The sequence below is a fragment of the Nitrosospira multiformis genome, assembly GCF_900110185.1.
Lineage (GTDB): Bacteria > Pseudomonadota > Gammaproteobacteria > Burkholderiales > Nitrosomonadaceae > Nitrosospira > Nitrosospira multiformis_A.
In genome coordinates, this window is record NZ_FOCT01000002.1 from 86,968 (window position 1) to 101,239 (window position 14,272).

Annotated in this window: 10 protein-coding genes; 3 read left to right on the forward strand and 7 right to left on the reverse strand. The window is 50.6% G+C overall.

What is annotated here, in order from left to right; genetic code table 11:
• Positions 1–68: 68 nt before the first annotated feature.
• Both BMY01_RS02725 and BMY01_RS02730 read right to left on the reverse strand, forming a co-directional pair.
• A complete protein-coding gene (locus BMY01_RS02725) occupies positions 69–1,376 on the reverse strand; it encodes an alpha/beta fold hydrolase (protein ID WP_074744100.1) in 1,308 nt (435 codons plus the stop codon).
• Between the two features lie 38 nt (positions 1,377–1,414).
• Positions 1,415–3,508 carry a S8 family peptidase gene (locus BMY01_RS02730; RefSeq protein WP_074744103.1) on the reverse strand — a complete coding sequence of 698 codons (2,094 nt, stop codon included), beginning with the start codon at positions 3,506–3,508 and terminating at the stop codon, positions 1,415–1,417.
• Between the two features lie 534 nt (positions 3,509–4,042).
• Between BMY01_RS02730 and BMY01_RS02740 the strand changes: the two genes are divergently transcribed.
• Positions 4,043–5,449, forward strand: coding sequence for a peroxidase family protein (locus BMY01_RS02740; RefSeq protein ID WP_254772575.1), 1,407 nt, complete (start codon positions 4,043–4,045; stop codon positions 5,447–5,449).
• 76 nt (positions 5,450–5,525) lie between these two features.
• Positions 5,526–7,190, forward strand: a complete 1,665-nt coding sequence (locus BMY01_RS02745) for a lipoxygenase family protein (RefSeq protein WP_074744109.1) — start codon at positions 5,526–5,528, stop codon at positions 7,188–7,190.
• A 99-nt stretch (positions 7,191–7,289) separates the two neighbouring features.
• Here the strand turns inward: BMY01_RS02745 and BMY01_RS02750 are convergent, their stop codons facing one another.
• The 5 genes from BMY01_RS02750 to BMY01_RS18695 all read right to left on the reverse strand — a co-directional run bounded on the left by BMY01_RS02750 (position 7,290) and on the right by BMY01_RS18695 (position 12,605).
• Complete coding sequence (locus tag BMY01_RS02750; protein WP_074744111.1) at positions 7,290–8,495, reverse strand: catalase family protein; 1,206 nt, start codon at positions 8,493–8,495, stop codon at positions 7,290–7,292.
• Positions 8,492–10,036 carry a Dyp-type peroxidase gene (locus BMY01_RS02755; protein ID WP_254772576.1) on the reverse strand — a complete coding sequence of 515 codons (1,545 nt, stop codon included), beginning with the start codon at positions 10,034–10,036 and terminating at the stop codon, positions 8,492–8,494. Before BMY01_RS02755 ends, BMY01_RS02750 begins: the two co-directional genes overlap by 4 nt.
• Entirely contained in the window at positions 10,018–11,322 is a 1,305-nt protein-coding gene (locus BMY01_RS02760; protein ID WP_074744113.1) for a hypothetical protein, read from the reverse strand. Before BMY01_RS02760 ends, BMY01_RS02755 begins: the two co-directional genes overlap by 19 nt.
• Positions 11,323–11,535: 213 nt before the next feature.
• Positions 11,536–12,030 carry a hypothetical protein gene (locus BMY01_RS02765; RefSeq protein ID WP_254772577.1) on the reverse strand — a complete coding sequence of 165 codons (495 nt, stop codon included), beginning with the start codon at positions 12,028–12,030 and terminating at the stop codon, positions 11,536–11,538.
• A 344-nt stretch (positions 12,031–12,374) separates the two neighbouring features.
• Positions 12,375–12,605, reverse strand: coding sequence for a GNAT family N-acetyltransferase (locus BMY01_RS18695; RefSeq protein ID WP_217638609.1), 231 nt, complete (start codon positions 12,603–12,605; stop codon positions 12,375–12,377).
• Between the two features lie 649 nt (positions 12,606–13,254).
• Between BMY01_RS18695 and BMY01_RS02775 the strand changes: the two genes are divergently transcribed.
• A complete protein-coding gene (locus BMY01_RS02775; RefSeq protein ID WP_074744115.1) occupies positions 13,255–14,196 on the forward strand; it encodes a tyrosinase family protein in 942 nt (313 codons plus the stop codon).
• Positions 14,197–14,272 lie beyond the last annotated feature (76 nt).

The following is a 14,272-nucleotide window of genomic DNA, read 5'->3' on the forward strand; positions in this document are numbered from 1 at the left end:
CTTCGGCAGGCTCAGGCCATGCTTGTCGAATCATACAAGGGACGGCCTCTGCCGGGCGATTAGCCCTTTCATGCGGTTGCGACGGCCCTGCGCACCACGTAGCCAACTTCCTTTCCTTTTATGTCTTTGTGGTTCTTGATGAAATCGCTGGCTTCGAGATTGAAATAAGTATTGGCCTTGAAAGCATAGGTGCCGCCTACGGAAAGCAGCTTGCCTTCGACGGCTTCGCCCTGCTCCATTTTCTGCGCTCCATTACGGCCCATCGCCCCAAACAGATCATCCTTATCGCCAAACGCCATGGTTTTATCGCCGCTGATGCGAGATGCGAGCGGATAGGCCAGACCTACTGCTCTATCATTGGGCGTATGCGTGATAAGGACCGCGCCCTTGACTCGATGATTATCCACGAGCGCACGGTAAAATCCCTGTTCAATCCTTGAAAATCCATTCTGGGAGAAGGCCGCCTGGAGGAGTATCATGCTTTTTATCTTGTCGGTTTTCGAGCCGAGTGCCGCCGAGGTGACGACACGGCAGCCGAAGCTGTGCCCGATCAGATGGATACGTTCGACCTGAGAGGCAAGTTTATCGATCAGCGGGGCAACCCCGTTCTTGCCAACAGTTCCAGATCGCGTCTTCATCTCGTAGTAGGTGGTATAGTTGAGCAGATTTATAGCAGCTGCCTTGAATCCGGAAAGAATCTCTACCAATCCCGCCGCTCCGCCTTCTGCCGGTGCGGGAGCGCCCACCCCGAGCGGCAACGCTGCTCCGCCTCCCGCGACATCCTCGCCCAGATCCTCTTCCTCGGCCTTCAGGTTTTTCATCAGTTCGTTGCCGTCATCCTTGAAGAAGATATTGGACGCATCCTCTTTGCCCGCAGCGCTCGGATCGAGCAGGGAGCGCATTTTGTTCACAAATTGCTCTCGGACCGAGGCTTTTTCCTCGAGATCCGGAAGCAATGCTTTCGCCTCATCAAGAAGTTTCTTCTGCTCTGCCTCCGTGAAAATTTCTTTCATGTCATCCAGTTTTTCTTCCAGCCGCTTGGTCGAATCGCCGTTTCCACCCCCGAGGGCTGCGCCCCCTCCCCCAGTGGCAGGAGTACCTGAAACGGCAACAGACGTATCGTATTCCCTGGATGGCCAGAATACTCCCAGAATGACAAGCTTTCGCCCGGCTAAATCGTTTGGTTGAGCGGCAGCGGCAAAGCTTGCAAAAAAGCTGTTATATAGATCTTCTGCCTTAGACTTGTTGTTGTTCCATCCGTGCGACATGATGATAAGGTCGGTCACACCGGCAGGCAGAACGACCTCCTCTTCAGGGCCCTGACCATTCTTGTCGAAGCTTGCTTCCACATAAGGAATTCCTGCGATTTCATTCATGGTCGTGCTCCTTTCTTCTCTTTTTTATACTTTCAAAATCACACCGACTGAATAGCACGCATCAGATCAACGAGCCCACTGCCCTGAAAGTAGCGGTCGCGCCGCAGGTCAGTAGTCGTATCAATGAAAATTTCTTTAACACGTTCTGCTTTACCAATGAACTCGGTTCGTACCGACAGAAATGCGGCGATCGCGCCGCTGACATGGGGAGCTGCCATACTCGTGCCGCTGGTTTCGACGTAGTCGCATTCGATGCCCTGCGCGCCCTCGCTTTTTAACTGACCCGTGGCGCATGAGATGATTTTTTCGCCGGGCGCGACGAGGTCAGGCTTGAGGCGGCCGTCGCCCGTCGGCCCTTTCGAGGAAAAGTAGGAAACCCCGTAAACGTGCGGCATGTCGCGATGGGTCGAACCCACTGTAATGGCGAGTTCCGCATTGCCGGGATCATTGATGGTCAGCGCCATTCCGGCCGAGAGCGCACCTGTGGAGGCCTTCAACGTGCCGTAACCTGTATTGCCTGCGGCGACCACGACCACGACGCCAGTTTTTACCAGCCGGTCAACCTCCACACAGAGCGGGCTCTGACCACAGGCAAACCATTCGGGCTCGAAGGTATATCCCAGGCTCATGTTGACTCCGTGGATCAGAAGCTTGCGGCCGTAACCGTTGATCTCCTGCACATGGGCGATGGCTGCGATGAGATTGCTCACGCTCCCTTTCCCGTTTTCGTCCAGCACCCGCAGGCTTACCAGCTTGCAGCGCGGTGCCATCCCGCTGATGCCGTCCACCAGTTTTATCTGCTGGTATTCGACATCTTCGGAACCCGTTTTCAGATAACGGGAAACCGCTATAGGAATTCGGGATGGCGTGGCGGAATCGCCCGCCGCAGGGGAAACCTCCGCTGGCGCAGCCGCTTCTGTCCCTCCTGGGGCACCGGCTGGACGCCACTCGCCGGCAATGATGCCTGCCACATGCGTCCCGTGGCCGTTCTCATCGTTGAACGGGTCGCTGCCCTCAGCCGTAAAGTCTTTATGCCATTTGGAGTCTTTATCGATGTTGTTGTGTTTGCGAAAGTGCTCATGATCCTGCTTTATTCCTGAATCCATCACCGCCCAAGTGATTCCGGCGCCTCGGGCGGAAAAAGAATTTTGTGCCGCATCGGCTTTTATCGTGGCGATGGAGTGAGTGATGGAGGCAGAAATCTCAAAATCCGGCCAAATGCGGAAGATGGCGCGAAACTTGGCCGGGTTGATTTTTGCTGCACGAGCCTTCGCTTCATGGCTCGTATCTCCCGCTTTTGCCTGAGCCTCGCGAGCCTTCACCTTTGCCTGGGCAACATCGAGCTCGATGAGCGCCTTGATGGTACGGGCTTCCAGGCAGGCGAACATGTAGCCGCTTTCGCGCTGTTCCTTCTTGAGATGAACATCCTGGCCCGCGTCGTACACTTTCGCTTTCTTCTTGGCCTCTTCGATATTCTGATAAATCCAGCGCCGGGCCTCTTCCCGCCCACCCGGATATTCGAGATTGATATCGATGATGACCTCGTAACGTGTAGGGTGGATCCGAAGGATAGGTTTCTTTGAAGCTTCCTCAACCTGTGACAGCCGTTCGTTTGCAGCTAATAATCGTCGTATTATGGTTGCGTGCAAGCTGGCAAAGCTATAGACACCATCCTCCGAGACAGGCCCGATTTTCTGAACCCGGATCGCTTCTTCGAGATCCTTGTGGCGCCGTTGCTCCATCAAAAAAGGATTTCCGTAAATATCAGCCCGGCTCCTTGTCGAGCCACCACGCACCGGCGTGCCCCGTGTTACGGCTGGGGCCATCTCCTTGCTCTCTTCGACCCGTTTTTTCGATGCTTCCAATGCCTTCGCTGCCGCCTCTTCGGCCATCTCGACGACCAGTTCCCGCATCTCTTCCGGCTTTCCATCGAATTCTCTGCTGTATTCGATCAGCGTATTGAATTCTCCATCTTCAGGGAACGGATGCGCAGCCCGAAAAGCTTCGATTCCTCTTAATTCCTCCTCCATCTGCCGCAGAAGAGGAATAGCAATCACGGAGCGGTCAAGCTCCAGCGGGTCAAAAACTTTTACAGTGGGCTGAGTTTCCGGGGGCTGGTGGGAAGGGGGCATTGCGACCTCTTGTCATGAGCCAGGATAACGTTGCATTCGCATTCTGATATTAGGCTATTTTTCAGTTTTTACAACAGATCACCGTTTTGACGTCCTCTTTTTTATGAACTATTGTGAATTGACAATATTTACGAGAAAGCGTGTTTTTGTGCGAGTCGCGAGATTTCCGGTTCCAGCCCGGCGGCGAAAAGCAGCGATTTGAGCATGCAGGTTGACAGAGTCGAAAAATGAGTAATTCATCGCTGGCTTGTCGATCTCTACCCGTGCATATACAACCGTTCTAAAAAACAAGAATATGGGATTCAGCAATGATTTGCCGCTTACGCGAAGAAGGGGTACGAGATTATGTATGAATTCTTTTTCCCGATCCTGTTTCGGATTGCGAACAGATTTCCCTGGCTCGTTAGAATTGTTTCGCGAATAACATGGTTACGGCGGTTCATCAGTGACGCTTTTGTCAATTGGCAAGCCTATTCCACAAACCCTCGACCCCGGGCGTTCTCGCTGGCTTCATCTTATACGACCTGGCAATCGTTGACTGACAAGTCATTTACCGGACGGCATCTGCCAGAGGCGGAAGGCGATCAGAATCTTCCGGACATGGAAAGAGTCGTTGATTTATGGCGAAGAAAAGAGAACAAGGAAATACCTTCGGTCGATACAAGCATACTGTTTGCTTTCTTTGCCCAGTGGTTTACCGATAGTTTCCTCAGGACGGATTTTCGCGATCGCCGGAAAAATACATCGAACCATGAAATCGATCTTTGTCAGATCTATGGTTTGCGGGAAGAAATTACGCATTATTTACGGCTGAAAAAAGATGGGAAGCTGAAGTACCAGATTATCGATGGAGAAATTTTTCCTCCCTACCTTTTTAACACGGAGGAAACGACTACAGGCGATTGGGTGTTCGCAGATAAAGAATTCGAAAAGCTGCATCCCCGCGAGGTTCTGGATTTTGTTTTTAGCAATATCCCCGAGGAACGGTTAAAACGCATGTTTGCCGCCGGACTGGAGCACGGCAACTCATCGGTTGGCTATACCATAATGAATACCGTAATGTTGCGTGAACACAACCGGATTTGTGACCTGCTAAAAGAAGCTTACCCAAAATGGGATGATGAACGCCTGTTTCAGACGGCAAGAAACATCATGGTTGTGCTGCTGATCAAAGTGGTTCTGGCGGATTACGTTTCGCGTTTTACACAGTTCGGTTTTACCCTCGACCCATCCCCTGATCTGGCGGAAAGGCAGCGCTGGTACCGCACCAACTGGATCTCTCTGGAATTTAACCTCCTGTACCGGTGGCATTCCATGGTCCCGGAAAGCTACAGAGTCGGCAACCAGTCCTATCCGCTGGATGCGTTTCGCAACAATACCCCGCTGGTAATTCAACATGGCATCGGAAGGGTGATAACGGCTGCATCAATGCAAAGAGCGGGCCGTATTGGTCTTCACAATACACATGATTACTTTTTCTATCCGCTGCCCATTAGTGACGATAATCGAAGTGTCATGGAGCGCTCCATCGCAATGGGACGGCAGGCCAGGTTGCGCCCCTTCAATGACTATCGGGAAGCATTCAATATGCCCCGTTTGCGGAGTTTCGAGGAATTGACGGAGGACAGCGAACTACAGCGGGAACTGAAGGACCTTTATAAAGACCGGATCGACGATCTGGAGTGGCAAGTGGGCATATTTGCCGAAGATCATAATGAAGGCTTCAGTCTTGGGCGCCTTATGGTACGGATGGTGGGGTACGATGCGTTTACCCATGCACTGACAAACCCACTTGTATCCATCTATGTACACAACGAAAAAACATTTTCAAAGGTTGGACAATCCGTTATTGAAGAAACAAGCTCACTTGCGGATATCGTCAAACGTAATGTTAGGGATAGTGATACGGTTGTTGCAAGCTTCAATACATCTGTCCAGTGATCAGTGAAAGATAGGGCATATAGAAAAAAAGCTATGGAAACCAGGCGAGAACCTTATTTTTATAAAGGAGTGCCTCGTGTCGAACAAGCTACCGCAGAATGAAGAAAATACAGGTAAAGAAGATCGGAAGAATTATCTTCTTCAGAGGCAAGCTGAGTATCAATACGCCTATGAGTATGTCAATACTATTGCAGTCGTGCGTAAACTGCCATGGCGGGAGATCCCCGATATTGGATATTGGCTCCGTGGGGGAATGAATCTTTTACGGTTGATTCCAAGTTTACCCAGCCTATCGATTACCTTTTTACGCTACTTGCTCGGTAAGCCGATGGAAAGCTATCGGGATTATGTTTTTTTTCCGGCGAGTCCTCCAAACCCCGATCTCGTGGATAGCTTCCAGCAAGATCTGATATTTGGCCTGCAGCGCGTCATTGGAGTAAATCCTGTGATATTGCGCGCTGTAACCCGTCAGAATCCGCTACCAAAAAGGCTGCCGGAACCTGAGATACGACAAATTTTTGAAGAGCAGATTGATGAGATCGACTATATGGCTGCCACCGCGCAAAAGCGCATATACGTCCTGGACTATGCAGTCCTGGATGTATTGCAGTCAAACCCGGGGTATATCGACGGCGGGCAAAAACAATATGTCACGACTCCGATCGTCGTGTTGTTTCTGCAACCGGACGGCATGCTGCGGCCGATTGCCATCCAGCTATACCAGGATGACAGGCCCGATAATCCAATCTATACGTCAAAAGACGGCAATCTCTGGCTGACAGCAAAAATGTTTGCCCAGGTCGCGGATGGCAACCATCACATCCTGTATACCCATGCAACCCGTATTCATTACGTGATGGAAGCCATTATCATGGCTTCACGAAGACAGCTTTATAAATCTCACCCACTTTACGTTCTATTAAATCCGCATCTTCAGCACACGCTCAATGTCAATCACCAGCACACTTTCTTGAAAGACCGGAAAGGACGACCGGGTCGGTACGGTGAGTTATTTGCCGGAGACTATGACTCGATGACACAGTGCATGGCCAATGGCATGACAAGCTTTAATTTTAAAGAATCTGCCTTCCCTGATGATATTGCGAAGCGGGAAGTCGATAATCCTGATCTTTTTTATCCCTATCGCGATGATGGCATTTTGCTGTGGAATGCGATTCAAGGCTTTAGCAAAGAATATGTCGATTTATATTACAAATCTGAAGCGGATGTTACTGATGACTATGAAATTCAGGCATGGGCACATGATATCAGCGCGCGAGATCGCGGCAGAATTCCCGGGTTTCCTGCCAGATTCGAATCCAGGCAAGAGCTGAGCGAGACTCTCGGTCATATCATTTTTCTATGTACTGCTTTTCATTCCTGCATTCACTTCAACCAGTACAAATACCCGGGATTCGTCCCCAATATGCCGCATTCAGCTTATGCGCCGCCTCCGGTTGGAAAAAACGCTGAAATTGATGCAACTGGATTATTGAAGTTTCAGCCGGCGTTTCGAGCTGCTTATTCGCAAACCTGGACCTATTTCCTGACAAATTTTCGTGTCAACTCGATCGGTCAGTACAACTTAAAGCAATTCGATTCTGAAGCACACGAGGTGATAGAGCGGTTTGGGGACAGGTTGGAGGAAATAGAAGAGGAAATCGACCAAAGAAATAGCAGACGTTCTTTTGCCTATGATCGCATGAATCCAAAATTCATTCCAAACGGTGTAACCATTTAATGGAGAGTGAAATTACAGCGATAGCCCCACGGCATTCAGGCTAATTTTTATTAGCCCTGTTACGTCGTCCTGAAATAAAGAGTAATACTGTAAAAAATACTAATCGAATATCTCATCCCCGGTTGGTTCAAGATGTGTGGTTTCATTCATCTCCTGCCGGAATTTGGATAGTTCATAATACATTCTGAAGCGTGCTCGATTCAGATTACCTAACGGCCGGTGTTCAGGCAGGCAATGCCAGGGATTCATTTTCAGTCGCTTGGCAAACTCAAACTGTGCGTCGGAATCAAATTTCTGTTTCGGGATATGAACCGTGGCAGCAGGAATAAACGGGGAAAGCTCTTCCGGCCAGCGTACCGAACTATCTTCAATAGGCATCAGATGAGGGTCCGTCTGGAGCTGAATCATAAGATCAAACTCGACATCCTTCTCATTCAAGGTCTTGATCATGTTCTCCCGCAAATAATTAAATGGGGGGGTGCCAAATGGCAGACCAGGAATATGGGTTTCAACATCTGTCGTTTTCGGCACGAATGAATACATCATGGCCTGTCCCTCTCCCAGCAGATAGGGAGTGCAGCTCCAGTAACGCCGCCCCAATGGGTTATATTGAGTTTCATTCCACAGGCTCTGCATGAAGAAGTCAAGCAGGTGGGAATCCTTGGGATTGAGAAAATAATAAAGCGTCATATCCACCAAACTCCAGTATTGCAGCTTGGCGTTTTCGCGAGTATTGGGTGTGACGAAGGTCGCGCCACCACTGGTAGTTATGAAATCCTGCGTGAATTTCTCCTCGCTCATGAGTTTTTCGCCCGGAACACCCATGAGTTTTACCGCCATGCTCATGAAACCGACATCATTGATATCCGCAGGCACATTCGGTCCCGGGCCGGAATAACGCACATAGGCAGGATAGGTGCGTGGATGGGCAAAAATACCCTTGCGGCAATGTTCCGGCAAATCATCCCGTATGGTTACCGTGGCACGCACAATGCCGTGTGTTTTTGTATTGCCGCCCCGCTCATATCCTCCCGGTTTGAAACGCCCGCGCATCTGATCCATCATGAGATCGATAATCTTGTTCAGGCTTTCTTCTTCATCCGGATAGAATTTTTCTTCGGCCAGCTGCAAACCTTCGTTCTTGCGTCGGCGATTGACCAAATACTGGATAAACTTCGCGCTGGGTTCGCGAAAGAGATAGTTCCACTGTGCGCGGAACCAAGGTTCCAGCCGGCGTTCGATCCGTAGCAGCAGAATCAGAAAATTGTGAATAGCCTTCAGTATCCGGTTCTTTATCTTCGTCATGATGGGCTACCAGTCCTGTTAGCAGGTAAGGCGGAAATGTATTTGAGTGCGCGCAGCCCGGGCATAAAAAAATATCCGCCGCCAAGGGTGGTAACAAACTGCGGTAAATGACAGGTTGTCCGCATCGGGCCGGCCGGATCGGGAGAATTGAAATGATCAGTGCTCTCGCCGCTCATCAGGGGTTCGCGATTTCCCAGCATTGGATCTTTTTCATCTTGCACGCCATCGAATTTACTGTTCATGGTCCATGCATTCTGAACAAATTCGAATTGCCGCGATATGTTGCCCACCAGGCAGATAAACTGTATTCCCCGTTCGGCGACAGGTGCATGGCGTTCGATGGCGTCTTTCGGTGCAAGTGCGGGCCCATAAGTGCGACCACGCCGCAGCAAACGATGAAAACGGGAAGAGGCGATCAGATCTTCATCCGGTCTTTGACCAAAACCCAGTATTTTGATCAATCGGTCTACGGGGCCGCATGCACTCGTGGGCAAATCGCCTGTACGTGGATTGGACCGGCGCACATGCGCGCCGAGCGGGCAATAGTTCCCCTTTGGGTCCTGGTCATAGGTAAAATCGTTCTCATATTCTTTGCGCGAAATACCGGGAATATGTGCCGGAACCAAAGGCGTACCATCGAGTTCCCGGCCCACCATCGCTGCGGCAAGTTGCTCGCGTTTTTCCGGTATATGATCCGCCACCTGGTCAAGAAACTGCCAAAAGCCCGGAACATCCTGGCTCAGTTGCCGAAGCACCAGATATGTCCCATTACGGCCGAAATCCTTTAGTGGGAGATCATCCTCGGCGCCAGGCAGCACGGTTGCAAACTTGTCTTTCCGGGGATCGATGAGCGGGCGTGCAGTGTACTGTCCATATTCATTGCGATAGCCAAGTACGATTTCTCCAGGAGCCAGCAAGTTGGAATAACGATCGCGCTCGTGAGTATCCGTGCTTTGCCGTTGCATCCAGTCCACGGTTGGCTGACTGATACTATCCGGAAATCCGAAAGGCTCGATGTCACCGATATAAAGCGTAGGTAATTCCTGCAGCAACTCAAATGCATTGGAGAAATGTTCGCCTTCTATGGTTTTTTGCCAGGCGTCGAGGCCTCCTTTCGTGGCGTAAAGCAGTAACAGGACATGGGGCACCTGTGCCGCATGTCCTCCCCATTTCCACTGCTGGGGCGCATTGCTGCCGACATCACCCAGGCGGCGGGAACGGCTTTCATCTCCTGCCATACCCACGATGAACTCATCGGAAAAACCCTCGACAACGGATTCCTCCAGTCCGAGGGCACGCAGACCCTCCACGGAAAAGGCAATTTGCAGCGCCGTTTCTGGTGGAGGATCCTGCGTAAGGGCGCTGCTGATGGGTGCTGTCTCCAGCCATTTTTTGGCCAGATCGGCATTTACGATATTCAGCAACAGAAAAGAGGTATCCGTCAGCTTCCCATATCCAAAGCGCAGCAGCCCCTGAAGATCATCGAATTCAAAGTCGCTTGATTCTTTCATTTCCATGCTCCTCAGATCAGGCTGAGCCATTCACGGATTTCCGCATCATTGGATTGCCGAATTTCCACGCCTTGCCGGATACGACTGTTTCGCGCCAGATCAACGGCTGTTAATCCCGGGTAGGCCTTATACCAAACCTCGGTGGGTATTTGATGCCGCCTTTGCGTATATTTGAAGGCATGTTCCCGGTTTGCACCTTCCTTGATGATCCACCGGGTGGTGGGGTAGCCGACACCATTGGTGAAGGTAAGATTGAGGCCCCAGCCAACCTTATTGATAAAATCATCCATATAGCTTTCATGGCTGCCATCATAATTGCTGGCGAAAAAAACCCTATGGTTATTGTCCATGAACACCCAGCGGGCAAAATGAATCGTTTTTATTCGGGCAAGAAATCCGTGGTTGTATATGTGCCTGGCAAAATAGTCGGTCACCAGAAGTACGAATTTGAAAGTCAACAAGCGGACCACACCAGGTTTCACGTCACCGAACACACTATACTGATTACTGACATCCCGATCTTCCTGCACCGTAAGCTCTGCCAAATGTTCACGGCTTGGCCGGATAAAGAGCTCAGGGTCAGAGCGTTCGAGCATTCTCAAACGTAGCGCAAAGATAAGTGCGATAACCAGTAATAGCGGGGATAGAAGAAGCAGAATCAATGGAATCCCGATCATATGCAGAAGATTGCGCATTTTCCATTCGGGGGGTGTGGGTTCTGGCGGGGTTAACGTAAGCCTGCCTTTGTATTTTTCCATTTCGACATAAGACAACAGCTTTTGCCGCAAGGCACGGACATTCTCCCGGCCCACATCGTCGGCAGTTTTCTGCAGATAGGTAGACAAACTTCGATGGAGCGCTGCTTCTTCATGGATTTGCCTGACCGTTCGACCAATCCAGTTAACATAGGTGGCGCTGGCGTTTATATTGTTTGCCTTCATCCAGCCCAGTAGGTCCTGGTTTTCCCCGGAAAAACCTTCGCAATGAGAAAAGACTTTTTTTAGACCTGGCTCTGCGCGCTCAATCAGTTCCAGAAAAAAAGTCTGCATATCTCCGTCAATATCGCCAAGAAAGGCGAGTGTGGGTTGCCACGGTCTTGGCGTTACACCGAATGCTCTAATTTCCTGCGCGGTTCTTGCTTCTATGATCACGAAACGTGCAAAGTGCAGGCGATCAAACTTCCCAAATGGAATCAGTTTATTATTGGGGTCAGCATGACCGGGCAGGTTATTCATCGAAGCCAGTAAGGCATGCAGGTCTTTCAACTGCCCGTCACGTACAGCCGCAACAATCATGAAGCTGGATTGAGGTGTCATGGCTTTTTATCTCACTCGATATTTATACGACTTCTTGTTTTTCTGCTCAACCGGCTTTCCTGCCACCCGATTGCGAAGTATAAGCTGAGCCCGTCAGTGAAACAGACGCCATCGTGAAACGACGGAGTTCCGATAACCGCAAACCTGTTTTGAAGTCTCAAACATTCAACCCGAATGCCTGAAAGCGGAGTGTGGCGGAATCCCTCAGATAACTCAGAACTGCAGGAAGAAGTCTATAAGGTGCTTGTTGCCCCAGTAAACCTTTCCCAGATATTGCTTGTCCGCCACCTTGCGGATTTCGTCACGGATCCGTTGGGCGACTGTCGATGTTTCCGAATAATCGAGAACAATGCACGGCTTGTGGTCGAACCAGCTATCGTCCTTGTACACCTTGGCGATGATCGCGCGAAAGCCAAAAGGTGAAATTTCGTTCTTCAAGGTACTTGTCTTGGCGTCAAAAATCTTTCCCTGCCAGGCAAAAAAATTGATGACCTGCGCGATCGCATAGTTGTAAGGCGTGCCGGGCGCGATAATAGCGGTGCCCTTTGCTTCACCATCCGGTATCTCGCCGACTTCCCCCGAAGAAAACAATTTATCGAGCTCGTCTTGCGACATATTGATCACCTGCTGAATATCGTAAGCCATTATTACCTCCCTATCTCCTGTTGCGCATTCCTCATTAACCCCGACCGGCACCGTACGCGCCATTCGGCTGCTCCTGTCGCATCCGGACTCGTTGTAACAGCTCTTCCAAACTCGAATAAGGTTTTCTCCGGTTGCTCGCCTCACGTCCCACTCTTCAAAAGACAGGACCGACGATCGATCCCCCATCAGAAATTGGGTCCACCCACTCAGACTCAGGCGCCTCCGCTTAACCCACCTATTTCATCATATATCCGATCCCCAATTAGTCAATGTGAATTTTTATCAGGTGGGCGTCCTTTTGTTGATTCTTCAGTGGCCTTGGCGAAACCGATCTTCAACCATGGCTTTGATGGGTTCGTTCTTACTCTGAGCCTCCTTACATACCTGCAGTCGCCACTGAGTCAGCCTCATCCGCTCGCTTTGCTCGGTCGTTTTTCCATTCTAACTGTCATGCCATTTTTCTCCACAACGACAAATCCCATTCGCTCGTATAGTCTTTTCGCTGGATTATCTTTAAAAGTCGTAAGTTGAATACTGTCTCTTGAATGAGTGGCAAGCAGGCGATTCAACAGCTTTGTCCCAATTCCCCGGTTTTGCCAGGCAGGAGATAGCTGAAAATTTGCAACGTAAACAGGCAGGGGGCTCTTTTATTACGTTGAGATAACCTGCCCGTTTACCGGCAATGATCACCATGGAGATGTCCTTGATCACGAATCCCTTACGGACCTCGGCTGGAACCAGCCTCCCCAGTGACGACAGAACAACTCATACATGTTTCTTTTGGTGAGACGATAGCAGTATGGGTAATCCTCAAATGTGGCGGGTCTGAGTTCGTAATCCATTGCTTACACGCTAAAGATTCTCATCCTTCATTTAACGTTTCTCCCTTCAGATTTGCTCATTCTCTGCCGCAGTGAGATAGAGGTTATTCTTCCACGTCTTCTATGAATGGTGGGAGAGCTGGTGTCAGCACAGGCTTCCCTGTCAAGGAGACAGCTTAGAAGTAGAATTCTTCCCCAACATCCCACTCCGCTCATTCCCAAGTTCAGGCCACCATTCGCCCGATCCGCGACGCTGCCGTGCGCAAGCCATTTTGATGCAGGGCAAGACTTGCAGAGCTCTCGATTGAGCTCAAACTCAAGCGCAGATAGGTCATAGTCGGACTGTGTAAAATCGAGCGGATCAATCGCCATGTACTATAGTTATTGTGTGAAGGCGTATTGATATCGAGCGAGAGTCATACTGCGCCCGGTTGTTCTCCTTAAACCCTTTGTCAGGAGCAAAAAAATGGACCATTCGCATGAGGCCGGCGAGCATCTTCACCCCAAAACCTTCGATGAAGTTCTCGCTCTCGGCTTTCCCCTGGACAAGCTGGAGTTGCTTAAGGATATCCATAAGAAACTGGTAAAACCCCTGCTGGGCGGAGCAGCCGCCTTCGCGCCCAAACCGCCGGGCGCACCGGTCACTCGCCAGAATCAGGCGGACCTTTCGCCGGAAAACCAGGAGGCATTCCGCAATGCGGTTGTTCGTCTGGTGGAGGAAGGCAAATATCTCGAACTGGTCCAGTTTCACATGGACATGTCGCATGACATGCATGGCATGATGGGCGAGACAGGCCTTTACCGTTTTCTGGGCTGGCATCGCCGTTATCTCGTCGAGTTCGAGCGGGAATTGCAGCGTGTTGACGCTATTCTCCGTCCCAGTGCAACTGAAAAACTGGCGGTCCCCTATTGGCGCTGGGAAGACCCCTTCCCCGCCTGGCTGAACGGTTTTCTGCCTGCAAATGATCCGGATACGGGAACACCGCCACCATCACGCAAAAATGCTTCGCCACCGCAAAAAGCCAACGCGACGGATGTGGATATCATCGTTAACCAGTTCTCCATCCAGAATACCGGTCTGGACAATGAGAATGACTATACGAAATTCACTTACGGGATCGAGGGCTGGGGCCGGAGACCGGATGGAACGAGCCTTCCCGCTCATAATCACGGTCATGCGTGGGTGGGCGGCATCATGAACAATACGATGTCATCACCCACGGATCCCGTTTTCTGGCTTCATCATGCCGAAGTGGACCGCTTGTGGCATATCTGGCAACAGGCCAATTCATCGGCGGAGCCCAACCTGAGCGGGTCTGACCGCATCATGGATCCGTGGGGGGAATCATATGATGACCTGGTGGATACGGAAGATCTGGGTTACGTCTACGACTCGACGTCGTTGTAAAACAAGGCTGTGTTTTCATTGCCGGGAGATGCTTTTTTCCGCATCCGCAAAAACCAATAATATTCGATTTCTGCTT